The sequence below is a fragment of the Zymomonas mobilis genome (assembly GCF_006715975.1).
Lineage (GTDB): Bacteria > Pseudomonadota > Alphaproteobacteria > Sphingomonadales > Sphingomonadaceae > Zymomonas > Zymomonas mobilis_B.
The window spans coordinates 1,838,057-1,860,332 of the sequence record NZ_VFOF01000001.1; the positions used below are offsets into that span (position 1 = coordinate 1,838,057).

Sequence of the window (22,276 nt, forward strand, 5' to 3'; positions counted from 1 at the left end):
TTGTGACGTGAAAGACAGCCTTTATCCGGCCAGTATTCAGCTAAAATGGGCATGATTTAAGCATAGAGAATGCTTGCCTAGCAAGCGGATATTCATATAGATTTTTCAACAAGATAAAAAAAGGCCCTCGCTTCGGGGGCGTGAAGCGAGGGCTGACCTACATATTGGTCACGCGAGGTGGCCTAGGCTGACAGACAACAGGGGGGAATTCTGCCAGCGGATTGACCACAGAAAAGTCACTACACCTTAAAAGCTGTCACTAAGATGAATAAAAGACAATCTTTTATTTAAATTTTCCAAATTTTTGCCGTTAATATATATCCTTAAATTTTACATATAAAAAAAATACAAAAATTATCTAAAATTAGACATCTAATTTCAAAAATATAGTTTGGAGTTAAGTCCTTTTAATAAGGCAATAAAAATCCTTGGATTTAGCGGTCAAGGATGTCAAAAGATAAGAATAGGCTTTCTGGATTATCCATTTTCATATTAAATATATTTATTTTTAAAATATAAACGAAAGTGAAATAATTTTATTATATTTTTATATTTTTGAAAATAATGTTTATTTTTTAATAAAAATACCAATATTTTTATTAGTTAAAAATAAATGGAAAAAAGATGAAAATAAAAACCACCAAAGAGATAAAAAGTATACTTTTGAACATGGTCGATATTCTTATCGAGAATAAAGACTATTGTCGGGGAAGAATTCTTTATCACTTTGCGGATAAAATCGAGAAAGAGCCTAACTACACCCGCCAGAACATAAAAAAATTATACGGGCATTTTGGCAATTTTTTTGACCTTGAAAATAATAATGAGTTCAAAATATTAAAAGATAGGCTTCACGCCTTCCTGTTCAGGGATTTCCAATTGGTTACCCAAACAGCCCATTCTGACGTGATACAGGAAGAATATAAAATGAAACCACTTAATCAGGACAACAAAAGCCCCATCTCGCCAGTCAATGCCGTAATAAACCGCATTGCGAAAATCAAAAATGACGTTCGCAGAACATATTCATTTCTTTTTAAAAAATAGCCTTTAGCGAGGGCCATTATTGCCGCGAGGATCATTCCAGCGGAACATATTGTTCGAAACAGGTTGATTAAACTTTTGTTCGGACAAAATAATTTGCGAGCGGTTATTCTGGGCATCAATAACCGTCCAGCCCATTAACATTAATTGTGCTGGTGCCGAGCGATCTCGTTGGAAATCAATCGCAATCGTTCCGAAATCAGGATGTTTCGGATCACGACCGGTAATGATAATATTTTTGCCGTCATCGGATGTCAGCGTCGCATAGCCAGCGATATCCTTTGAAGGATCAATCAAAATAGATAACGGGGAATCCCCGATCGGCCAGCGAGAAACCTGCCTGACCGAATAATCGATCATCACCAAAGCTTTACCGTCCCCGACGACGAGTAAGGGCACATCTTTTTGATATTGGAAACGGATTAAGCCCGGCTTTTTCAGGGTTAAGTTTCCTTCAAGCGCCTGCCCGTTTCTATCCACCTGAATAAAATGAGCGGTCATGGTAGAAACTTCCCGCAGATGTTTTTGTATCTGCGGAAAAATAGTAGAAGAGGCTTCATTTGCAGGCGCGGCCATCGCCGGAAGCCCTGATAGACAGAAGCCTGCTGTCAAAAACGTGGCAGCAACAGCCTTGCAAAAAAACCGTTTTGAATTTGACCGAACCAACTCTTCCACGTTTTTCTAACCCTTCAACGATAAAAGATTAAAGACCTTTATCTTTCTTGCTCATGAGCAGAATTCAGGTGAACTCAACGTTAATTAGCTACAGTAACGAAACAAGTTCATCCGCCTGAATAAGCACTTCCCGCCGTCCGACATGGTCAGCCGCCGAGACGATCCCTTCTTTTTCCATACGTTCAATTAAGCGAGCCGCATTATTATAGCCAACTCGTAATTGGCGTTGGAGCCAACTGGTTGAAGCTTTTCGGCTTTCGACAACCAACTGGACAGCATCGCGATACCGTTTTGTTTCGGGATCATGGTCGCCATCAGGTTGGCCTTCGAGTTTATAGCCACCATCTGCAGGTTCTTCTGTGACTGAAGAAATATATTCCGGCGTGCCTTGCTCCCGCCAATGATCGGCAACGGCCTGCACTTCGCCATCACTGACAAAAGGACCGTGAACACGTAAGACCTGTTTTCCACCCGGCATATAGAGCATGTCACCCTTGCCCAAAAGCTGTTCAGCTCCCTGTTCACCGAGAATAGTGCGGGAGTCGATTTTGGACGTCACCTGAAAACTGATACGGGTTGGCAAGTTGGCTTTAATCACACCCGTAATAACGTCAACGGAAGGCCGCTGCGTTGCCATAATGAGATGGATACCGGCGGCACGGGCTTTCTGTGCCAAACGTTGGATAAGATATTCAACTTCTTTACCTGCCGTCATCATCAAATCGGCCAATTCGTCAACAACGATAACGATTTGCGGCAAAGGTTCATATTCTAAGGTTTCATCTTCATAAATCGGCTGGCCGCTGACCTTGTCATATCCGGTTTGCACCTTGCGGCTAAGCGGTTCGCCTCGAGCCTGTGCTTCTTTCACTTTTTGATTGAAACCGGCAAGGCCACGAACACCGGCAGAAGCCATCATCCGATAGCGTTCTTCCATCTGCTCAACAGCCCATTTCAAAGCCCGAACGGCTTTTGCCGGTTCGGTCACAACTGGAGAAAGAAGATGGGGAATGCCGTCATAGATAGAAAGTTCCAACATCTTTGGATCGATCATGATCATGCGGCATTGATCGGGTGTCAGGCGATATAACAATGACAAAATCATGCAGTTGATACCAACCGATTTACCAGAACCGGTAGTACCCGCAACCAGAAGATGAGGCATTGGCGCAAGATCGGTAATAACTGGGTCACCAGCAATATTTTTACCGAGGATTAGAGGTAATGACCCTTGCTGGTTGTCATAGACTTCTGATCCAACCAACTCCCGAAGCGAGACCATATCTCTTTTGGGGTTAGGTAATTCGATACCAATAACCGTCCGCCCCGGAATAACCGCAATACGGGCGGATTCAGCCGACATATAACGTGCGATATCATCCGCCAGAGCGATAACGCGGCTGGCTTTGATACCAGCGTCGGGTTCCAGTTCATACATGGTAACCACGGGCCCCGGACGGATTTCTACAATCTGGCCACGGACATGAAAATCTTGAAGAACGGTTTCTAGCAACCGAGCATTACGTTCCAAGGCGTCATGATCAACTGCATGCACAGAATGAACCGGAATTTCCTGTAAAAAGTCGATGGTAGGTAAGGCGTAATTTGTTTGCTCGTGGGGTGTTTTTCTTTTGGCTGGATCACTGGAATCTATTTTGGGTGAATAGGTCGTAATAATTGGGCGAGAATCCGATTTTTCGACTGTTTTTTCTTCCTCGGCGAGGATTTCTTCCAGTTCAATATTCTCCACTTCCTTGCTGCCGCCTAAGCTGGGGGAGAATAAAGGTTCCTTAGAAGCTATCCGTTCATTTGAAGCCGGTTGATTATTTTTAGCTGATGATTTTTGCTTTTCTGTTTTCTTCGAACGGAAACGTAAGCCAGAAAAGACGCGACGTAAAATCGCCTTTTCATAGGCATCAAAGCCCAATCCCCATAACCAGACAGCACAACCGCCTGCCAAGCAAAGACAAAACGCAAAACCATGGATAGCGGAAGAAAAGGAAGGCGAAAAAAATGACTGTATTTTATACGTAACCGCGTTGGTTAATAAGCCAATACCGCCGCCCCATCCGGCGGGTAAGCCGCTTTGGCTGTCATTCATTAAACCAGCCGAAGCGGAGACCAGCATTATGCCTAAAATCATAAAAGCAATATGCCGGAAAGGATGCTCTTGCTGCACATTACGCCATAGGCGAAAAGCAATTACCAGCATCGGGGGCAAAACCATTAAAACAGGCAGCCCGATAAAGCTTAGCAAAAGATCCGAAAACCATGCCCCGATATCGCCCGTAATATTACGAGCAGGCCCTGCGGCGGCAGTATTAAAGGCAGGATCAGTTGAATTATAGCCCATTAAGGCAGCAAAAAGAAAAGCCGCACCGGCAAATAAAGCAACCGCCATAATAAAGCTGGCGCTGCGTGCCGTTACATGACGCATCCGTGCTTGCCATTCCGATCCGGTTATTTCGGAAATGATGCCTGTGGCCATAGATGAATTCAACCTCGATTTTTAAAATTGCGAATGATGTAGCCTAGCAGAAATATACATTTCATCCGGCCTTCAATAGAAATTTTTCAAGCCTTTATGCTTGATATATCTTATCTCAAAATCAACTAACATTATCACTGAATAACTATAAAATAATAGCCATATCAAATTTAACGATTGTTTCCTTTTTCCTTTTAAAAAACTCTATATATGACAGGCTATATAACAGTAATGATATAAAAATTTATCTTTACCAGTTAGTAATATTACATAGTTATCATATAAAAAAATTTGATAAAGATTAGCTATAAAACAATCATTTTAGAATAAATTTCCTTACTATATTCTGGATATAATAAACAGCTTGCCACGTTCTTCATAGACTGGACTGTTTTTGTATAAGCATCACGCTATAGGATAGGAAGCTGCCAGCAGGAGAAATCACCATGCATTTAAAAGCGGATGTTTTGATATTGGGTGGCGGTTTTGCCGGTATGGCGCTCGCTGTTGCCCTTGATCGTTACAAAATCTCTTCTGTGGTGGTGGATACATCCGATCCTGTCAAAATGCTGGAAAAGAACTTTGATGGACGAACCACGGCTATCGCCAGTTCTTGTTGGAAATTATTACAAGCTATCGGTTTAGACAGTCTTCAAGATAAAGGCTGCCCCATTCAAACCGTTCGTGCAAGCGACCAGCTAAAAACGCCTGACCTGTGCTTCAAATCATCAGAATCTACCGGCCCGTCGGGCTATATGTTGGAAAATCGTTATTTGCGGCAGGCGCTTTATGAAGCAACTTTGGCAGCCGAGCATGTCACCTTATTACAGCCAGCCCATGCGGTGGAAGTAGAACGTCATCATGATGGTGTTTCTGCGACATTGGAAGATGGCAGAAAAATAACAGCCCCCTTGCTTGTCGGTGCCGAAGGGCGAGGCTCTCCCACGCGTCAAGCGGCGGGCATAAATTTAACGCGCTGGAATTATAATCATGCCGCCGTTATCAGCACACTGTTTCATGAAAAGCCCCATCATCATATCGCGCATGAGATTTTCTATCCCAAAGGACCGATTGCCCTTTTACCGATGCAGGATGAAGAGGGTCGCCATCGTTCTGCGTTAGTATGGACAGTGCCTCGCCAAGAAGCCGAGGCCGTCAAAAACTTACCTAAACAGCCTTTTTTGATAGAAGTATCGCGTCTGACAGGCGATATCTTGGGCGAGCTGGACTTCGCATCCCAGCCGGTCGCTTATCCTCTCTCTTTTCAATTCAGCTCGAAAATGACGGATCTTAGACTGGCATTAATTGCGGATGCTGCCCATGGTATTCACCCGATCGCTGGACAAGGTTTAAATTTGGGCTTGCGCGATGTCGCCGCCTTAACAGAAGTCTTAGTTGAAGGGCGACGGCTCGGCATGGATTTGGGCGATGCTATATTATTAGAACGCTATGAACGGTGGCGTAGCCTTGATAATTTTACTATCGCAGCAGGCACGGATGCCCTTGTCCGTTTGTTTTCTGTGCCAGGGCCAATGGCTTCTTTTGTCAGAAGGATCGGTTTTAAATTTATTAACCGCCTAGACTTTATCAAAAGCTTTTTTCTAGCCGAGGCACGTGGGGACAGTGGTAAATTACCGCGTTTATTAACGGGTAATAGCCTTTAAAAATACAGACCGGCCCTGTTACGAATCCCGTAATCAGGCCGGTTTGTTTTTAATGAAGCGTCATTCTTTTATCTTCGCCTTGCTGATGACCAAAGAAGTTAAGCGCACTCATTAAGAGCCCTGCCCGTTCTGTTAGATCAGTGCTTTCCAGCAAAGCTTGTTTGATAGCGGTATCGAAAGGTGAAAGCTGGATGATGTTATTCATCAAAGATTCGTCATCCAATTGGTCGGCAGATTGCCAATCAATATTCAGGCCTTGTGTTTGAGCAAACCAATGCGCCCTTTCTTCAATCTGGCACCGAAGTGCTAGATCGAGCGGGCTTGGCATTTTTTTGTCATCAAAGCCTTCAAGCGTGGCCTCTACCTGACGAAAAGGTGTATCTGACTCTACTTCATTCACGAGATTAAAACGGCTGATACCTTCTAGCACAAGGTTGAAGCAGCCATCATCCAAAGCTTCGACATCGGTAATCTGGCCGACACTTCCAACGGAATAAAGCGGGGTTTCGCGTTTCAGGCTTTCTCCAATACCCAGACGTGGCTGAATAATGCCAATTCTGCGATCACGGACAAGCGCATTTGAAACGAGCGTTCGATAGGGCATAGCAAAGACATGCAAAGGCAGTACCGAACGCGGAAACAGAACGATCCCCGGCAATGGAAAAATAGGTATTGTAAAGGTCTTTATAGTCATTAGCGAAATAATACAGCTGACAAACGACGCCGCTGGGCTGCCACCCAAGGGTCTTCAATGCCAACAACCTCAAAAAGTTGAAGAAGTTTAGTGCGTGCTGCCCCCTCATTCCAGTCACGATTATGTGCCAGAATAGCCAATAATTGATCAGCCGCACCGTCCCGATCACTAACAGCTATCAGATCACAAGCCAGTGCGAAACGGGCTTCATCATCATCCGGATAGTTTTCAACCTTGGCACGCAGGTTTTCGAGCTGGTCAACATTAACAGACATCGCCTGTTTTGCCAAAGCCAGTGCAGTATCGGCGCGGTGGATATCCGGTTTGTTTTTCATTTCTTCGGGCAAAGCTGCCAGTAAGGCTTCTGCTTTTTGAAGCTGCCCTGCCAAAATAAGCGCCCGCGCATATGAGCCCGCGACCACAGCATCTTCCGGTGTCATATCATAGATCTGACCGAAAACAGCGACAGCCGTCTCTGCATCACCATCTTCAAGCGCTTTATTACCTATCGGCAGCAGTTGTTCGATATCACCCGAAATGTCGTTATCGGCAACAACTGGTAGCTGTTTTAATAATTGATCGAGAGCTTCTTTAAGCTGCTGTTCGCTATTGGCCGGAGTCAGGTCAGCAACCAACTGCCCTTGGAATAAGGCATAAACGGTAGGAACCGATTGCACCCTTAGCTGATCTGCGATGATTTTATTTTCATCGATATCGAATGTGCATAAAACAACGCCCCTGCTGGCGTAGCTTTTGGCCAAATTCGCCAGCATCTCCCCGAATGTTTTACAAGGGTTAGACCATGCTGCTGTAAAATAAAGCAGAACAAGCTTTGTCTCGGATGGCTCAACCGCTTCACGACGAAACTTCTCAATCGCTTTTTGATCAGTGCTGCTTAGTCCTAATGTTGACACAATCAGCGTCCTTTTTATTACCCGTTCATTGTGTATTTATGTGGGGAAAGAAAAGAAATTGCCAACCCCCGCCCAGGCTTGATTGGGGATGAAATTATCAATGCGGTTATCTTTGAAATAGATATGTTTTCAAAGGACCCCGATCAAATTCCAGCAATGTCTTTTCCAAAAAGGCGATAGGGTTATCCTGCCTTGTTCGCGATGATTTTTCATAAGTTATAAGCGATTTTAAGATAACCAATTGATCTTGCTAACAAATGGACATTCGTTACAGGAAAAGGCTAGTAGAAGAATAACAAGAACGATAAGACCGGCTGCGTTTTATGCCGGAGCTATCTTGATCCAAATAACCATTCCGGCTTCGTCCGATTACATCTAACGAAAGATCGAACATGACAGATGCAGAGATATTAGCTGAATTCCGCGATGCGGGTGCCTTATTGGAAGGTCATTTTATTCTTTCATCCGGTTTAAGATCGCCTCGTTATCTGCAATGCGCCCGCGTTTTGATGAATCCGGCACGGGCTGGACGGCTTGCTTCCACTTTGGTGTCACGAATCCCTGACAGCCTGAAACAGGAAATTTCTGCCGTTATTTCTCCTGCCATGGGTGGCATTATCATCGGTCAGGAAGTTGCCCGTGCGTTGAATGTCGATGCCATGTTCATGGAACGCCCAACCGGTGTTTTTGAACTGCGTCGCGGTTTCTCCATCACCGAAGGTCAAAAAATCTTGATGGTAGAAGATGTCGTCACGACGGGCTTGTCATCACGTGAAACAATCAATGCGATAGAAAAGGCTGGCGGCAAGGTTATTGCGGCGGCTTCTTTGGTAGATCGTTCTAATGGGAAAGCGGGCTTTGATGTTCCCTTCTTTCCCTTGCTGAAACTGGATGTCCCGACCTATGCTGTCGATGAGCTTCCCCCGGAACTGGCCGCGATTCCTGCGGTAAAACCCGGCAGCCGGGCTAAGCCCGCTTAAAATTAGGCTCAAGAGGACGAAATGACTAAGAGAATAAGGCTTGGGGTCAATATTGACCATGTTGCCACTATTCGTAATGCCCGTGGTGGAGAACATCCCGATCCGGTAAGAGCCGCTCAATTGGCGGCTCATGCGGGTGCCGATGGTATTACTACCCATCTTCGGGAAGATCGCCGTCATATCAGCGATGATGATCTGAATAATCTGGAGAAAGGGATTACTCTTCCCTTGAATCTGGAGATGGCAGCAACAGAAGAAATGCTGGAGATAGCTCTCCAACATCGTCCACATGCCGTATGCCTTGTTCCTGAAAAGCGTGAAGAGCAGACGACCGAAGGCGGTTTGGATGCCGCTGGCCAGATCAATACGTTAAAGCCGATTGTTGAAAAGCTAACGGCTGCGAGTATTCGGGTAAGTTTGTTCATTGAACCCGACGAAACCCAAATCAAAGCGGCAAAGGCGCTGAATGTGCCTGTTATCGAGCTTCATACCGGCCATTATGCCAATAGCGTTAATGAAGAGCTTGCCTCTGAACTGATTCGCATAGAGCAAGCTGCTAAGCTTGCAAAAAGCCTGAATATCGAAGTTCATGCGGGTCATGGGCTGACATATGAAAATGTGATGCCGATTGCAGCATTAGATGAAATCGCCGAATTGAATATCGGGCATTTCCTGATCGGTGAAGCAATTTTCATAGGGCTGGAAGCCAGTATCAAGCGGATGCGCTATCTGATGGATGCCGCGCGTGCTGAAGATAAGCTTGATTTCTTGGTTAAACATATTCCCCTATGATTATAGGCATTGGCACAGATCTTTGTAATATTGATCGTATCGCGACCATTCTTGATAAAAAGGAAAGCGGGCGTTTTTTAAAACGCCTGTTTTCTTGTGAAGAAATTGAAGCATCCTCGGCTTTTTCAATGACAAAGGCCGGTTTTTTTGCCAAACGCTTTGCAGCGAAAGAAGCTTTTGTAAAAGCTTTGGGGACGGGCTTTCGCCATTCGATATCTTTTCAAGATATCAGCATATCGAATGACAAGTTAGGCGCACCACGTCTTAATATATCGGGAAAGGCTGCGCTTTTACTTGAGGAAAAGAAACCGCCACGGCATAACATCTCCATTCATCTTAGTCTGAGTGATGACCAACCGTGGGCATTAGCTTTCGTTGTAATCGAAGCCTACCCTGAATAACTTCAATGATATAATTAACCTGACTCAAAAAGGTAAAAGCCTGAATGAATCACGATAAAAGTTTAGACAACGGCGAGATGAGCCAGTCACCAGAGGACATGCCAAAAAAATTCAATTTATGGCATGAGATCAAAGGCATTTTTTATATTTTACTTTTAGTCGGTATCGTTCAGAGCTTTCTAGTAAAACCTTTCTACATTCCGTCAGAATCAATGATGCCGACCTTGTTAAATGGGGATCGTTTGGTCGTTTCCAAATATCCTTATGGTTGGTCTTATGCGTCACCGATTTTTCATTTTCTGCCTTTTTTCCATGGTCGGCTTTTTGGCCATATGCCAAAACGAGGCGATGTTGTTATCGTTGTGCCGCGTGGTCAGAAAAGTGATTATATCAAACGCGTTATCGGTTTACCGGGTGACACACTTTCGGTTGAGAATGGTATTCTGATTATTAATGGTAAGCCCGTTAAACGGAAAATGATGGCACCGGCCATGATTCCGATAGATCAGAACATGCCTTGCGAAAGCAATGGTTACCTCGCCATGGAGCAGGTGACGAAAGATGGGCGGCTTTATTGTAAAATGCCACGCATCGAGGAAACTCTACCGAATGGCGTTCGTTATGAAACCTTGGATCTGGGGTACATCCCGCAGGCAGATGACTATGGACCGGTCACAATTCCGGACGGTTATGTCTTCTTGATGGGTGATAATCGCGATCAATCGGCAGATAGTCGTTTCCCGTTGGAAGAGCATGGATTAGGTGGCCCCGTTCCGGTCGAAAGTCTGGGGGGACGAGCCGAATTCATTACTTTTTCACTGGATGGCTCTGCTAAACTTTGGAATCCGCTGAGCTGGTTTAAATCTTTCCGTGCCGGTAGAAGTGGTGTCAATCTTCATCCAACCGCAGCCAAACCATAAGGTTTTTAAATGCCGGAAACAAAGAAGCGACCACCGGAAAAGCCCGGTCCTAGTGATCTCTTCCATGATTTCACGACGCGGGAATTTAAAAAGGCCGCAGTCTGGATTTCAATGGCGGGAGGTGCAGCATTGCTTTGCCTCCTTATCCAGCCGATCCTTCTTATCATTGCCGGTCTGGTTTTTGCTTCTCTATTGGATGACGGCACGCGCCTGTTAGGCCATGTCCTAAAAATAGGACGTGGATATAGATTGGCGATCGTCTGCATCTGTGTAGCTATTTTTCTGGCATTCACTTTATATCTGGCGGTCTATCAATTAGGCGGCCAGCTGGATGCTTTGCAGTCCACTTTATCCACTCAATTTATTCATATTCGCGACTGGTTAGTCAGCAATGGGTTGATGTCGCCCCATGTTTCCAGCAGCGATATTGCCCAGCGGCTTTTTGGTTCATTCGGTGAAGTGAGCGCCTTTGTTGGCAACGCCCTTGGTGCGGTCTCTGGCGGGGCGATGATTTTAGTCATTGGTATTTTTGTTGCCATTGAACCGCATCTTTACGAACGGGGCTTTGCATGGATGATCCCGATTGCCAAACGCCCAGATTTTTACCGTATCTTTAATATCGCCAATAATAACTTACGGCGGTTAATGGCCGGACGCCTTCTAGGCATGGCGATAGAGGGCGTAGGAACGTGGTTGCTGTTATTGGCTACTGGCGTCCCAATGGCAACACTTTTGGGCTTGTTGACGGGCTTGCTGGCGTTCCTGCCTAATATTGGCGCGTTGATATCAGGTCTGTTGATATGTTTGGTTGGATTTAGCCAGAACGTTCAGACCGGTCTTTGGGCTATGGGTGTCTATGCCATCGTGCAAATGATTGATGGCTATCTGATTGTGCCTATCGTTGCACGCCGCTCTGTCAACCTACCTCCGGCCTTGGAATTAGGCGCCCAGATTTTGCTAGGCGCTCTTTTTGGCGTGATGGGGTTGGCTTTGGCTGACCCGCTCGTTGCTATCGCGAAGGTATCGCTTGAGGAATATTCAAAAATCGTGACTGAGCGGGAAGAACATCAGCAGCGTAATCATGTTAAACAATTTATGTTTAACAAAGAGAATAAAAACAAAGATTGATTATTGTACTGAAGGTAGGTCGATAGCCCCCGCAGGCGGTGCGGGCACAACAGAGACAAGTTTCACATCGAAAATAAGTACAGCGTTCGGCGGAATAACGCCCCCTGCACCTTCGGCACCATAGCCAAGCTGAGGAGGAATCCAGAAGCGGTATCGACCGCCCTGCTTCATCAGCTGCAAAGCTTCGGAAAAGCCGGGAATTACTCTTGCAACCGGCATCATGACCGGCGCGCCCCCATTACGGGCTGTAGAATCAAAGACTGTGCCGTCTGTCAGGCTGCCCTGATATTCGACAGAAACCACATCATTGATTTTAGGCTGAGCGCCTTTTCCGTTTTTGATGACTTTGTATTGCAAGCCGGATGGTGTTTTTTGAACGCCTGAATGGTGTTCATTATCAGCCAAAAATTTTTCAGGTGATTGCGCTAGCCGCGAAGGCGAAGCTGTCCCAGCCAAAGCAAGACCCGCTCCGGCGACAGCAAGAAAAACCGCACCCAGTAATGGTAAACGTATTGCACGCCCGATAGACGTCAAGGAAGAAGACTGATCAGAGGCCATGTCATTCCTTAAATATTATTATCGTTACCAAGGACGATTTTCAGCATCACACTGTTGGGTAAAGTAAATGACAACCTGAACTGATTTGATCAGGAAAGGCAATTGCCACAACTCGCCCGTTAGCGTTGAACGAAACAAACGTCATCACTTGTTATTCATTTTTTCGGGAGTCGTTAAAACATCCCGAATAAATGAAAACAAATCGCCACCCCATAAAAGGGAGGCGATTTATCATATGAAACAGGCACGCTTCTTGGATCAGGTTAGATCAAGAAGGTGTATCCAGTTAAAACTTAACGGATACCATCACGTTCTGCCCGTTTACGTTCCAGCTTGCGGGAACGACGGACAGCAGCAGCACGTTCACGCGCGCGCTTTTCAGAAGGCTTTTCATAGTGACGACGCAGTTTCATCTCGCGATAGACACCTTCACGCTGTAATTTTTTCTTAAGGGCGCGAAGAGCTTGATCGACATTATTGTCGCGAACGATGATCTGCATAAGAATTCATATCTCCTGCTAGACAGAAAAATACCCCAAAGGACTCCCCTTCGAAATACCTGTCGCATAAATTCGTTAATATACCAGACATCCGGCATACATATTCAGATGGGGCGCTTATCAAAATACGAATGATTCCACAAGCAATTCTGCGCCATCTTTCGGCAAATTCAAAAAATTTATAGCATATGGTGTTAAAAAAAACAGTAAAAACAATGCCGAAAATCTTGCGATAGAAAACTCTATCCAGATTTCCGGCATTACTTTCCCGATATACTAGCGGCACTTTAGAAAAATCTGGCTATATCGATAGAATCGATTGGCCTATCAAAAAGCGCGATATGCTTCATTTCCGACAAAGCCCATTTTTTCTACCTGAGCTTTTTTGCATTCGGCGAGAACCTTATCCACAACGTCATAGCGAACCTGCGGATCTGGCTGGATCTGCAATTCTGGAATAGGATTCATCGTCTGGCTTTCGTCCAGATAACGGCGCAAATCAGCAAGTTCCGTCGGCTTGCCATTCCAGAAAATGATCCCCGATGCGTCGATCATAATTTTGTTTTTAACCGGATCAATCGGATCCTGATTTTGCGAGTTATTCTGCGGAAGATTTAATTTTACAGCGTGAGTCTCAATCGGGATGGTAATAATGAACATAATCAGCAACACCAACATGACATCAATAAGTGGTGTCGTATTGATATCCATCATCGGTTCGTCACTGTCGCCGCCGGCCGATATCGCCATAGCCAAAACTCCTTAAATTAAATCATCGATAAGATGATACGGAGAAAACGAAATAAGTGTTTGCTCTATTCATCTGCCGGTACAGGTCCGGGAGGCGGTTCAGAAATAAATCCGACCTTGGCGAAACCGGCTTCCTGCATGGTATAGATAACACCCCCGATACAACGATAAGGCGTGTTAACATCCCCGCGGATATGAACTTCCGGTAAAAGCAGTCCCGGCGTATGGGGGCCACCCTGACGATCGATCTCGGATTTTAGTTTTTTGACAGCCCGATCACTTAAATCCTGCGAATTAACACGCGTCAAATTCCAATAGACTTCACAAGCATCGTTAGGGCCGGCTCTGACCGAGAGAGCAACGTCTTCCGGTTGAGTTCGAGCTGGTTCATAACGGGTGTCCGGTAATTTAACCGGCACCGTTTCAACCACCACCGGGACCGTAATCAGAAAAATGATGAGCAACACCAGCATAACATCCACAAGGGGCGTTGTGTTGATGTTTGACATTGGGGCATCATCATCCCCTCCTAAGCTCATTCCCATTGGTGATAGTTCCTATAGCATCAATTGTCTGGTCATCCTTGAATAACAGTCTTGGAGAAGACGTTATTTTTGAAGGAATGTGACCGGAGGAAGAAAATTTTCCTCCGGTCAAAAAACGGCCGGGGCTTAATGCTTAACCGGAGCCGGTTTGTTCGCGCTTGCAACAGGTGAAGCTTTCTTGAACTCAGGACGGACTGCGCCGCCTGAAACCAGATAAGCATGAACATCAATGGCAAAAGAACCGATCCGTTCAGCAATAGTTTTGTTCCGACGGCTCAACCAGTTGTAGCCCAAAACAGCAGGCACAGCGACGGCAAGACCGATGGAAGTCATAATCAGAGCTTCACCGACAGGACCGGCAACTTTACCGATAGAAGCCTGACCAGAAGCACCAATCTGAACCAAGGCGCCGTAAATACCGTTAACGGTACCGAACAGACCAACGAACGGAGAGGTTGCACCAACCGTTGCGAGAATGGCCAAACCGGAACCAAGACGAGCATTAATAGAAGCAACGCTGCGTTCCAGTGAATCATTCAGCCATTCATGCTGATCGATAGCATTCGGAATTTTGACGTATTGTGCATCGGCATCCAGACCATCTTCAACAATCTGACGATAAGCCGTATTTTCTTCGAGTTTTTTGCCAGCGTCTTTCAAAGACGAGGCGTTCCAGAATGCTGCACCGATTGCGCGGCTTTGAGCTAGAACGCGGTGCTGCTCCCACAATTTGGTAAAGATTACGTACCAGGAAGCGGCAGACATCAATACCAAGATAATAAGAACCGTCCATGTCGGAGCACCCCCCTGTTGAAGGGCACCGGTAAGACCGTAAGCACTGGCATCGACGGCAGGAGCTGCTGGGGTAGCCATGACTAGTATTTCCTCTTAGCAAAATATAGATGATATCAAGATTAAAATGAGAATTTGCGAAGCACTTTTTAAAAAGTAAATCGCATTTTCTTAAAATATTACACTATCAAATGCGCAATTTTGTGAACCAATTTTACGCATTATTATAGTCAAGTTATCCCGATCAATCATCCGGAATACGCCAAATAATGCGCTGTACACCAGTACTTGCGACAGGATCACCGGAAGCTGTTTTTGCCGGATAATAACGCGCACGCATTGTGAAGTATTTACAAGTTGCCTCGTCAAGTTCGGGAGTCCCGCTTGATGAAGTAACATGGCATTGTGAAACACGCCCATCGGTTCCAATGGTGAAGGCAATGGCGGTTACACCGGATTTACCATCACGCATGGCTCGGGATGGATAATCATCCTGAGTAACCCACTGGGTTTGATCACCATGTGGACGGGCGGCGGATGCTACACCACCACTTTGTCCCGTACCATCGGGTGTCCCGACCGAAGGTGGACCAATTGGCCCTTTACCGACTGGCCCGGCAAGTGCGGTCATCGGTGCCACGGGTTGACTAGTAACCGTCTGAATAGCCGGAGCCTCGACATGAGGAACATCGACTTTGACAGGAGGCGTTACAATCTGTGGCGGCGTGGTCTGTTTCGGCTGTGGTGTTGGTTTTTGAACAATTTTTGGCTGTTCTTTTTTGGGCGGTTCAGGCGGCTTTGGCGGTGGTGGCGGTGTTTTAACATCAAACACCTTCAAATCTGTTGTGGCATGTTTATAGACTTTGACCGCTAAGCCAGAGACCATGCCATAAATAAGTATTATATGAACCACCACCACTAAGCCGATAGCGACGATTTTACGTCGGCTCATTGGTTGTTGATCAGCGTAAGCCATTCAGGAAATTTACTCCCTCCAGTCCTCAAGCTGTGGCACCCGCCAGACAGTCGAATTTATCGAATCCCCCATAACGAGCACACACGCAAGTTCCGTGATTGTCGATAACCATTCATGTTCCCTATCATAAATGGAATCTTAGACGACCATGGCCGCGAACGGCTCTACGTCCCGATCTTATCGTGACAAGGGGAGACATGCAATTGCTTTATCATATGATTACAAGAGTGTATTTTATTAAAAATCAAGAGGGTATTTTTTAACAAAAAAAGTTTTCATTTTTGTTACAAATGATAAAATCAAATAAAAAATAAACTATAAATCAAGTCATAAAATAAATATCAAGGAATGACATAATGAAATGGATGAGAAATGTATTTTTACTAACAACTTTAAGTTTATCACCTCTTATGGTGGCGCAAGCAGAAACGAATCAGGAAGTAAAAATTATATCTGAATCGTCTTTTACTTATGCCGACTTTGTGGATATTACCCTTATGTCTCCGATTGTTGCTTCAATCGAGGTCACGAGAGCTAAAAATTATCCTCGAAACTCGCACCTGATTTACCAGAAGGTAAAACCCGATTTTATATTGAAGCCAAAGTTTCCACATTGATTCGCGGTGCCGACGGAATTGCTAACAATATTTCTTATCTCCTTGATGTCGCGAATGATAACAAAGGGCGTGCAAAACGCATTCCTGAAAAAACCCGTTTTTTAATATTTGGACAGCCGGTATCAGGGCATCCTGATCAAATCATGCTGACCCGACCAGACTCCAATCTTGATTGGGATGCGAAGAGTGAAGCGGTCGTAAGTGGGATCACCCGTGACCTTCTTTCAAATGCACCTGCACCTCAGATCACATCTATCACGAGTGCCTTTTACGTGCCGGGTTCAGTACCGGGCGAAAGTGAAACCCAGATCTTTTTGCAAACCGTAAGCAAGCAACCGATCTCTTTGAATATTTTACGCCGACCACAGGAAAAGCCGCAATGGGCTGTTGCGTTAGGTGAAATGACAGATGAAGCCGCAACGCCCCCCGCTCCGAATAGCCTTTTATGGTATCGGTTGGCCTGTGGATTACCTCGGAATATTCCACAATCCGTTTTATCGACATTATCCGAGCATGATATGATGGCCGTCATTGATGATTATAAAGTTGTTCTCTCTGGATTGGGTTCGTGCAGTCGCAACCATCATTTTAAATAAAAAATTAGAATATTGGGAAATATTCGAAAAACTTTTGTGCCTGAATGCCGGTATTCTGAATTATCTATTATAAGGATTGAGAATACCGGTGCGTGAAAGCTCATCATTTTCAAAAACAACGATTTTTTTATTAAAACACAAAATAAAATTTACTTTTTTACAATAAAAATCATCGTCTTTCATTTTATCAAAAATCAAAATTACTTATTTTTTCATCCAAAACAAATATTTCATGACAACGTTGACAAAAAAACTTTTATTTTTTCCATAAAAAAACACAAATAATACAAGAGAGAATTATTTACAGGCAAGAAAATCACAGAAAAATAACAAAATATTACTTTAAAATCGACAACACTTCTTTCGATAAAAAGAAAACCATCCGAGATTCACGATATCCAAATTATTTCCATAAAAAAACAAAATACATCTAATTCCCTATTAATTTACTTTTAAATATATACAAAAATATAATTTTTACTTCAAACTTCTCAAAAAAAATTAACATTACTTTAATTAACAAAAGAAAATATTTGGAAAATATTTTTGATATCTTCCTTAATTAAGAAGGAAAACTTAGTTATAATCCTATCAGTTGGCCGAATCGCTGGTAGTCAATTTTGATTTATTGGAAATGCCTTTTGACATATCTGAAAAATCAAAACCGCCTACATAATTTAAAGCGAACGGACAGCATTTACCTCCGTGATACGGGGTGATTTTGTGAGTGGTGAGAATAATGAAAAACGATAAAAAAATTTATGGATGCATTGAAGGCGGCGGAACGAAATTCATGCTCGCCCTTATCGACTCTGACCGGCAGGTCTTGGCTGTGGAACGTGTTCCAACCACAACCCCTGAAGAAACGCTTGGTAAAAGCATTGAATTCTTCAAGAAAGCCCTTCCCGATTATGCTGATTCCTATGCAGCTTTCGGTATTGCGACTTTTGGCCCGCTTTGCTTGGATCGCAAAAACCCGAAATGGGGTTACATCACGAATACCCCGAAACCTTTCTGGCCAGATACTGACGTTGTAACGCCTTTCAAAGAAGCGTTCGGATGCCCGATCGAAATCGATACGGACGTTAACGGTGCAGCTATCGCTGAACATTGCTGGGGTGCATCGCAGAACACCGGCACATCGGTTTATGTCACTGTCGGCACCGGTTTCGGTGGTGGTGTATTAATTGATGGTAAGCCAATTCACGGTCTGGCTCATCCTGAAATGGGTCATGGCATTCCTATCCGTCACCCTGATGATCGCGATTTTGAAGGCTGCTGCCCATTCCATGGCGGTTGCTATGAAGGTCTTGCCAGCGGCACGGCTATTCGCAAACGCTGGGGTAAAGCGCTTAATGAAATGAGCCCTTCGGAATTTGAAAAAGCAAGAGAAATCATTGCTTTCTATCTGGCTCATTTCAACGTAACGCTTCAGGCCTTTATTTCACCAGAACGTATCGTTTTCGGCGGTGGCGTCATGCATGTTGAAGGTATGCTGGATTCTGTCCGTCGTCAGACGGCTGAAATTGCCAATGGTTATTTCGGTGGTGCAGACTTTAGCAAAATCATCGTATTGCCAGGATTAGGCGATCAGGCCGGTATGATGGGTGCTTTTGCTTTGGCATTGGCCGCAAAAAATAATGTGGACAAGCCTTCCAATGCACAGCTTGCAGATGTCAAAGAAGGTTTTGAAGATGTAGGTGGTTTATCCTCTTCTTCGACCATTACTTCCAGACAGCCTGCAGAATAATTTCCTGATATATTAATCAGGATCGGAAAAATAAAAGCCGCTTCTTTTTAGAAGCGGCTTTTATTTAACTTAAGCTATTCAAAAAATAGCAAGATCAGTCGTAATCGACCGCCGCAGCTGCGGCAGCTGCGGCAGCTGCACGACGGGAAGACGTCTGGTTACGAGCCGGTGTTTCCGCAGTTAAGCGTAAAGCTTCGGCAGAAGCCGAAAGCGAACCGACTTCATCCGGCACATCATCATCGTCCAAGTGAACCTGCTGAAGATCATTCAGCAAAGCCTCACGTAATTGCACAGGTGTAACTGTTTCTTCTGCGATTTCACGCAGAGCAACTACTGGATTTTTATCACGATCCCGATCAAGCGTCAGTTCAGCACCACCGGAAATCTGGCGAGCACGCTGAGCTGCTAATAAGATCAAATCGAAACGATTATGAACTTTATCGATACAGTCTTCGACAGTTACGCGCGCCATAGCTCGCTCCATTTATATGCAAAGAAGGATGGTGAAAGGTATCAGACTTTTACCTAAAAATCAAAAATATTCATCACCAAAAACAGCCCTGATAAATTTATTATCAAGGCGAAAGCAAAAATGACAAATATCACCACCAAAAAAGCAGGGCTATTTATTTATAGCCCTGCGTTAATAGGCGTTATTTAAAATTAAAGGCGCAAATTTTGTTACCATCGGGATCGTATAAATAAGCCCCGCGAGAATTATTAGCAGCTGGACGTGGGCCTGGTTCACCGGCGTCTTTACCACCATTGGCTAATCCAGCTTCATAGAAAGCATCAACGGCCTGATCGGAAGGAGCGGCTAAACCGATCGTTATGCCATTTCCGGCGGAAGCGACTTCTCCGTTAATAGGTTTAACAATAATGATACGGCCTTCTTCGCCGTCTTTTCCATAAGCAAGACGCTGTCCTTCGACCTCGCGAATGAGCTTAATTCCGAGAGGTGCCAAAATGGCATCATAAAACGCACGCGCTTTTTTCAGATCATTTGAACCGATTGTCAGATGTGTCAGAATACTACTCATTGAACCGACCTTTATATCCACAGGTTAACAGGACAGGTAATCAGAAAAGAACAACAGAACGGATTGATTTGCCTTCATGCATCAGATCAAAGCCTTTGTTGATTTCTTCCAAAGACAATACATGGGTAATCATCGGGTCAATTTCAATTTTGCCCTTCATATACCAATCAACGATTTTCGGGACGCCGGTTCTGCCTTTTACGCCACCGAAAGCTGAGCCTTTCCAAACGCGTCCAGTAACCAATTGGAATGGCCGAGTCGAAATCTCTTTCCCAGCGTCAGCGACCCCGATCACAACGGAAACGCCCCAACCCCGATGGCAAGCTTCTAGCGCCTGACGCATGACGTCAGTATTGCCTGTGCAATCAAAGGTATAATCCGCGCCGCCTTCCGTTAATCGGATCAAATGCGAAACAATATCTTCGTCAATTTTGTTCGGGTTAACAAAGGAGGTCATCCCAAAACGATGTCCCCATTCGGCCTTTGAATCGTTGGTATCGACGCCAATGATCTTGTCAGCACCAACCATTCTAGCCGCCTGAATAACATTGAGACCAATGCCCCCCAGGCCAAAAACGACGACATTCGCACCTGCTTCGACCTTGGCTGTATTGATGACGGCACCAACGCCGGTCGATACCCCACAGCCACAATAGCAGGCCGATTTAAAAGGCGCATCTTCACGAATTTTGGCAACCGCAATTTCAGGTAGCACCGTAAAATTCGAAAAGGTTGAGCAACCCATATAATGATAAATAGGTTGTCCTTTATAAGAGAAACGGGTGGTGCCGTCAGGCATAACGCCCCTACCCTGCGTTTCACGAATAGCGGTACAGAGATTAGTTTTGCCCGATAAGCAGCTTTTACATTGCCGACATTCTGGCGTGTAAAGAGGGATGACATGATCGCCCGCTTTCACTGACGTCACGCCTTTTCCGACGTCTCTCACGATACCGGCACCCTCATGCCCCAAAACAACAGGAAAGATACCTTCGCTATCAAAACCACCCAGAGTATAGGCATCTGTATGGCAAATACCGGTTGCCATGATTTCGACTAGGACTTCACCCTCTTTGGGCCCTTCAAGGTCAAGTTCGACGATTTCCAAGGGTTGTTTTTCGGCAAAAGCGACAGCAGCACGTGTTTTCATGAAAGGCTCCCTGACCGTCAATCTTCTATAAGAAGATGAAAGGCACTGAAATATTTACGCCTGAAATAAGAGTCTAAGCTATTTTACAGCGCAATAATTGAAACTTGGCGCCCATAATCGGGCTCACCGGAAAGGCAGGCACGACGATAACTGAAAAATGCCTCACTATTTTGACAAGTATCCAGCGAAGATCGGCTAATCATACCCAACCCAGCTTTTTTAAGCCGTTTTTCAACATAGGCCGGTAAGTTGAATTGCCAATGTCCGACACGTCCCTTCAAAAAGAAGGCTTGGTTGCCTAAATTATCGGCGACGAATTTTTGATAGAAACTGTCATCGACTTCATAAGAAGCCTGTTGAATGGCAGGGCCAATGGCAGCGACGATATTATGCCTTAATGCGCCCTTTTCGACCATAAGATCGATCGTTGCATCCGTGACACCAGCCACAGCACCTTTCCACCCCGCATGAGCCGCACCAATCAGACCAGAAATGGGATCTGCAAATAGAACGGGCACGCAATCAGCCGTCAGAATACCCAATCCCAGATTGGGCCGATTGGTAACCATAGCATCCGCGTCAATGCGATCATCATCGGCAACGGGCTTATCAACAAAAACGGCGGTAGCAGAATGAACCTGCCGTAAAGTGACCAACGCCGCAGATGGCGCAACCGCAAAAATAGCGCGTTGCCGATTTTCGGCAATATCAGCGCGGCTATCCTTTGTGCCTAAACCGATATTCAAGCTTTGATAAATACCTGTGGAAACGCCGCCCTTCCGACCTAAAAAGCCATGCGCAATTCCAGACAGAACAGAGGATTCATAAAAAGGTGGTAAATTACTCATCCAATGCGTCCCCAAGGTAGCAGATTAAAAGCCTGTCCTACTGCCCAAAGGGAGAGACCAAAAAACAGGCAAGGCAGCATCAGATCCCTTACTAAAAAAAGCGCTTTCAGTTTGGGGAAGATGACCGCACGGATAACAAAATTCCGCATATTACGAGGCATTCGAGACCATAAAACAAAAAAGGTCAGGAAAGAAGGCGCCCAAGTCAATCTTGCGAGTCCCATCGCATGGGCAGAAGGACCTAGTCGCCAGCTTAAAGCTGCCAGCAACCACGCAAGAGCGCCCATTAGGAGCAAAAATAGACGTTGTTTATGAAAGCGACGAATAGCGGCCGCTTTAGCGGCGGGCTCAAGCTGATCATAGGGGTCTTCTTCTGGTAACGGAGCCTTATTTTCCGCTGGATTTATTTTATGATCGTCCAAATGCGCAGACCCTGTCATTAGCTACTCGATAC

General features: G+C 45.1%; 24 protein-coding genes. 9 read left to right on the forward strand and 15 right to left on the reverse strand.

Annotated features, from left to right (window positions below; all coding sequences use genetic code 11):
* Window positions 1-624: 624 nt before the first annotated feature.
* Window positions 625-1,047, forward strand: a complete 423-nt coding sequence (locus tag FBY58_RS08010) for a hypothetical protein (protein WP_141920442.1) — start codon at window positions 625-627, stop codon at window positions 1,045-1,047.
* 3 nt (window positions 1,048-1,050) lie between these two features.
* Here FBY58_RS08010 and FBY58_RS08015 read toward each other — a convergent pair whose 3' ends face one another.
* Window positions 1,051-1,620, reverse strand: a complete 570-nt coding sequence (locus tag FBY58_RS08015) for a LolA family protein (protein WP_409373540.1) — start codon at window positions 1,618-1,620, stop codon at window positions 1,051-1,053.
* 187 nt (window positions 1,621-1,807) lie between these two features.
* Window positions 1,808-4,207, reverse strand: a complete 2,400-nt coding sequence (locus FBY58_RS08020; protein WP_141920444.1) for a DNA translocase FtsK 4TM domain-containing protein — start codon at window positions 4,205-4,207, stop codon at window positions 1,808-1,810.
* Window positions 4,208-4,653: 446 nt separating this feature from the next.
* Here FBY58_RS08020 and FBY58_RS08025 point away from each other — a divergent pair, with 446 nt between their 5' ends.
* Complete coding sequence (locus FBY58_RS08025; RefSeq protein WP_141920445.1) at window positions 4,654-5,871, forward strand: UbiH/UbiF/VisC/COQ6 family ubiquinone biosynthesis hydroxylase; 1,218 nt, start codon at window positions 4,654-4,656, stop codon at window positions 5,869-5,871.
* 49 nt (window positions 5,872-5,920) lie between these two features.
* Here FBY58_RS08025 and FBY58_RS08030 read toward each other — a convergent pair whose 3' ends face one another.
* Both FBY58_RS08030 and FBY58_RS08035 read right to left on the reverse strand, forming a co-directional pair.
* The gene (locus FBY58_RS08030) at window positions 5,921-6,565 is read right to left on the reverse strand and encodes an LON peptidase substrate-binding domain-containing protein (protein WP_141920446.1); all 645 of its coding nucleotides are present in this window, start codon (window positions 6,563-6,565) and stop codon (window positions 5,921-5,923) included.
* Window positions 6,565-7,479 carry a tetratricopeptide repeat protein gene (locus tag FBY58_RS08035; RefSeq protein ID WP_141920447.1) on the reverse strand — a complete coding sequence of 305 codons (915 nt, stop codon included), beginning with the start codon at window positions 7,477-7,479 and terminating at the stop codon, window positions 6,565-6,567. The genes FBY58_RS08030 and FBY58_RS08035 overlap by 1 nt, the downstream gene beginning before the upstream one ends.
* A gap of 392 nt (window positions 7,480-7,871) precedes the next feature.
* On the opposite strand from FBY58_RS08035, the gene pyrE reads away from it, so the two are divergent.
* The 5 genes from pyrE to FBY58_RS08060 are packed head-to-tail and all read left to right on the forward strand — an operon-like array spanning window position 7,872 to window position 11,700.
* A complete protein-coding gene (pyrE, locus tag FBY58_RS08040) occupies window positions 7,872-8,459 on the forward strand; it encodes an orotate phosphoribosyltransferase (protein WP_141920448.1) in 588 nt (195 codons plus the stop codon).
* A gap of 21 nt (window positions 8,460-8,480) precedes the next feature.
* Window positions 8,481-9,251 (forward strand): pyridoxine 5'-phosphate synthase, encoded by a 771-nt coding sequence (locus FBY58_RS08045; protein WP_141920449.1) that lies wholly within the window; start codon window positions 8,481-8,483, stop codon window positions 9,249-9,251.
* Window positions 9,248-9,652, forward strand: coding sequence for a holo-ACP synthase (gene acpS / locus FBY58_RS08050; protein WP_141920450.1), 405 nt, complete (start codon window positions 9,248-9,250; stop codon window positions 9,650-9,652). The genes FBY58_RS08045 and acpS overlap by 4 nt, the downstream gene beginning before the upstream one ends.
* 44 nt (window positions 9,653-9,696) lie before the next feature.
* Window positions 9,697-10,572, forward strand: a complete 876-nt coding sequence (lepB, locus tag FBY58_RS08055; RefSeq protein ID WP_141920451.1) for a signal peptidase I — start codon at window positions 9,697-9,699, stop codon at window positions 10,570-10,572.
* A gap of 9 nt (window positions 10,573-10,581) precedes the next feature.
* Window positions 10,582-11,700, forward strand: coding sequence for an AI-2E family transporter (locus FBY58_RS08060; protein WP_141920452.1), 1,119 nt, complete (start codon window positions 10,582-10,584; stop codon window positions 11,698-11,700).
* Here the strand turns inward: FBY58_RS08060 and FBY58_RS08065 are convergent, their stop codons facing one another.
* The 6 genes from FBY58_RS08065 to FBY58_RS08090 form a co-directional block, all read right to left on the reverse strand.
* Window positions 11,701-12,258: an FKBP-type peptidyl-prolyl cis-trans isomerase gene (locus FBY58_RS08065; RefSeq protein ID WP_141920453.1), complete on the reverse strand. Its 558-nt coding sequence runs from the start codon at window positions 12,256-12,258 to the stop codon at window positions 11,701-11,703.
* 293 nt (window positions 12,259-12,551) lie between these two features.
* Window positions 12,552-12,758, reverse strand: coding sequence for a 30S ribosomal protein S21 (gene rpsU, locus FBY58_RS08070; RefSeq protein WP_011241460.1), 207 nt, complete (start codon window positions 12,756-12,758; stop codon window positions 12,552-12,554).
* Between the two features lie 327 nt (window positions 12,759-13,085).
* Complete coding sequence (locus FBY58_RS08075) at window positions 13,086-13,508, reverse strand: biopolymer transporter ExbD (protein WP_141920454.1); 423 nt, start codon at window positions 13,506-13,508, stop codon at window positions 13,086-13,088.
* A gap of 65 nt (window positions 13,509-13,573) precedes the next feature.
* Window positions 13,574-14,053: a biopolymer transporter ExbD gene (locus FBY58_RS08080; RefSeq protein ID WP_141920455.1), complete on the reverse strand. Its 480-nt coding sequence runs from the start codon at window positions 14,051-14,053 to the stop codon at window positions 13,574-13,576.
* Between the two features lie 126 nt (window positions 14,054-14,179).
* Window positions 14,180-14,926 (reverse strand): MotA/TolQ/ExbB proton channel family protein, encoded by a 747-nt coding sequence (locus tag FBY58_RS08085; RefSeq protein WP_141920456.1) that lies wholly within the window; start codon window positions 14,924-14,926, stop codon window positions 14,180-14,182.
* Window positions 14,927-15,089: 163 nt separating this feature from the next.
* On the reverse strand, window positions 15,090-15,821 hold the full coding sequence (locus FBY58_RS08090) for an energy transducer TonB (RefSeq protein WP_141920457.1): 732 nt from the start codon (window positions 15,819-15,821) through the stop codon (window positions 15,090-15,092).
* Between the two features lie 613 nt (window positions 15,822-16,434).
* On the opposite strand from FBY58_RS08090, the gene FBY58_RS08095 reads away from it, so the two are divergent.
* Window positions 16,435-17,034: a hypothetical protein gene (locus tag FBY58_RS08095; RefSeq protein ID WP_260432159.1), complete on the forward strand. Its 600-nt coding sequence runs from the start codon at window positions 16,435-16,437 to the stop codon at window positions 17,032-17,034.
* 739 nt (window positions 17,035-17,773) lie between these two features.
* Window positions 17,774-18,784, forward strand: a complete 1,011-nt coding sequence (locus tag FBY58_RS08100) for a fructokinase (RefSeq protein ID WP_141920458.1) — start codon at window positions 17,774-17,776, stop codon at window positions 18,782-18,784.
* A gap of 94 nt (window positions 18,785-18,878) precedes the next feature.
* Here the strand turns inward: FBY58_RS08100 and rpoZ are convergent, their stop codons facing one another.
* From rpoZ to FBY58_RS08125, 5 genes are all read right to left on the reverse strand, one after another.
* Complete coding sequence (gene rpoZ, locus FBY58_RS08105; protein ID WP_141920459.1) at window positions 18,879-19,256, reverse strand: DNA-directed RNA polymerase subunit omega; 378 nt, start codon at window positions 19,254-19,256, stop codon at window positions 18,879-18,881.
* 181 nt (window positions 19,257-19,437) lie between these two features.
* Window positions 19,438-19,824 (reverse strand): VOC family protein, encoded by a 387-nt coding sequence (locus FBY58_RS08110; protein WP_141920460.1) that lies wholly within the window; start codon window positions 19,822-19,824, stop codon window positions 19,438-19,440.
* A gap of 40 nt (window positions 19,825-19,864) precedes the next feature.
* The gene (locus FBY58_RS08115) at window positions 19,865-20,974 is read right to left on the reverse strand and encodes an S-(hydroxymethyl)glutathione dehydrogenase/class III alcohol dehydrogenase (protein ID WP_141920461.1); all 1,110 of its coding nucleotides are present in this window, start codon (window positions 20,972-20,974) and stop codon (window positions 19,865-19,867) included.
* Between the two features lie 83 nt (window positions 20,975-21,057).
* A complete protein-coding gene (gene pgeF, locus FBY58_RS08120; protein ID WP_141920462.1) occupies window positions 21,058-21,822 on the reverse strand; it encodes a peptidoglycan editing factor PgeF in 765 nt (254 codons plus the stop codon).
* Window positions 21,819-22,262: a hypothetical protein gene (locus FBY58_RS08125; RefSeq protein WP_141920463.1), complete on the reverse strand. Its 444-nt coding sequence runs from the start codon at window positions 22,260-22,262 to the stop codon at window positions 21,819-21,821. The genes pgeF and FBY58_RS08125 overlap by 4 nt, the downstream gene beginning before the upstream one ends.
* Between the last annotated feature and the right edge of the window lie 14 nt (window positions 22,263-22,276).

What these genes read in the sequence shown, in the direction of transcription:
- lepB (WP_141920451.1), top strand. Translation starts at nt 9,697, where the DNA reads ATGAATCACGATAAAAGTTTAGACAACGGCGAGATGAGCCAGTCACCA.
- FBY58_RS08090 (WP_141920457.1), bottom strand. Translation starts at nt 15,821, where the DNA reads ATGGCTTACGCTGATCAACAACCAATGAGCCGACGTAAAATCGTCGCT.
- FBY58_RS08060 (WP_141920452.1), top strand. Translation starts at nt 10,582, where the DNA reads ATGCCGGAAACAAAGAAGCGACCACCGGAAAAGCCCGGTCCTAGTGAT.
- rpsU (WP_011241460.1), bottom strand. Translation starts at nt 12,758, where the DNA reads ATGCAGATCATCGTTCGCGACAATAATGTCGATCAAGCTCTTCGCGCC.
- pgeF (WP_141920462.1), bottom strand. Translation starts at nt 21,822, where the DNA reads ATGAGTAATTTACCACCTTTTTATGAATCCTCTGTTCTGTCTGGAATT.
- FBY58_RS08080 (WP_141920455.1), bottom strand. Translation starts at nt 14,053, where the DNA reads ATGGGAATGAGCTTAGGAGGGGATGATGATGCCCCAATGTCAAACATC.
- pyrE (WP_141920448.1), top strand. Translation starts at nt 7,872, where the DNA reads ATGACAGATGCAGAGATATTAGCTGAATTCCGCGATGCGGGTGCCTTA.
- FBY58_RS08030 (WP_141920446.1), bottom strand. Translation starts at nt 6,565, where the DNA reads ATGACTATAAAGACCTTTACAATACCTATTTTTCCATTGCCGGGGATC.
- acpS (WP_141920450.1), top strand. Translation starts at nt 9,248, where the DNA reads ATGATTATAGGCATTGGCACAGATCTTTGTAATATTGATCGTATCGCG.
- FBY58_RS08015 (WP_409373540.1), bottom strand. Translation starts at nt 1,620, where the DNA reads ATGGCCGCGCCTGCAAATGAAGCCTCTTCTACTATTTTTCCGCAGATA.
- FBY58_RS08075 (WP_141920454.1), bottom strand. Translation starts at nt 13,508, where the DNA reads ATGGCGATATCGGCCGGCGGCGACAGTGACGAACCGATGATGGATATC.
- FBY58_RS08125 (WP_141920463.1), bottom strand. Translation starts at nt 22,262, where the DNA reads ATGACAGGGTCTGCGCATTTGGACGATCATAAAATAAATCCAGCGGAA.
- FBY58_RS08100 (WP_141920458.1), top strand. Translation starts at nt 17,774, where the DNA reads ATGAAAAACGATAAAAAAATTTATGGATGCATTGAAGGCGGCGGAACG.
- FBY58_RS08010 (WP_141920442.1), top strand. Translation starts at nt 625, where the DNA reads ATGAAAATAAAAACCACCAAAGAGATAAAAAGTATACTTTTGAACATG.
- FBY58_RS08085 (WP_141920456.1), bottom strand. Translation starts at nt 14,926, where the DNA reads ATGGCTACCCCAGCAGCTCCTGCCGTCGATGCCAGTGCTTACGGTCTT.
- FBY58_RS08065 (WP_141920453.1), bottom strand. Translation starts at nt 12,258, where the DNA reads ATGGCCTCTGATCAGTCTTCTTCCTTGACGTCTATCGGGCGTGCAATA.
- FBY58_RS08115 (WP_141920461.1), bottom strand. Translation starts at nt 20,974, where the DNA reads ATGAAAACACGTGCTGCTGTCGCTTTTGCCGAAAAACAACCCTTGGAA.
- FBY58_RS08025 (WP_141920445.1), top strand. Translation starts at nt 4,654, where the DNA reads ATGCATTTAAAAGCGGATGTTTTGATATTGGGTGGCGGTTTTGCCGGT.
- FBY58_RS08020 (WP_141920444.1), bottom strand. Translation starts at nt 4,207, where the DNA reads ATGGCCACAGGCATCATTTCCGAAATAACCGGATCGGAATGGCAAGCA.
- FBY58_RS08110 (WP_141920460.1), bottom strand. Translation starts at nt 19,824, where the DNA reads ATGAGTAGTATTCTGACACATCTGACAATCGGTTCAAATGATCTGAAA.
- rpoZ (WP_141920459.1), bottom strand. Translation starts at nt 19,256, where the DNA reads ATGGCGCGCGTAACTGTCGAAGACTGTATCGATAAAGTTCATAATCGT.
- FBY58_RS08045 (WP_141920449.1), top strand. Translation starts at nt 8,481, where the DNA reads ATGACTAAGAGAATAAGGCTTGGGGTCAATATTGACCATGTTGCCACT.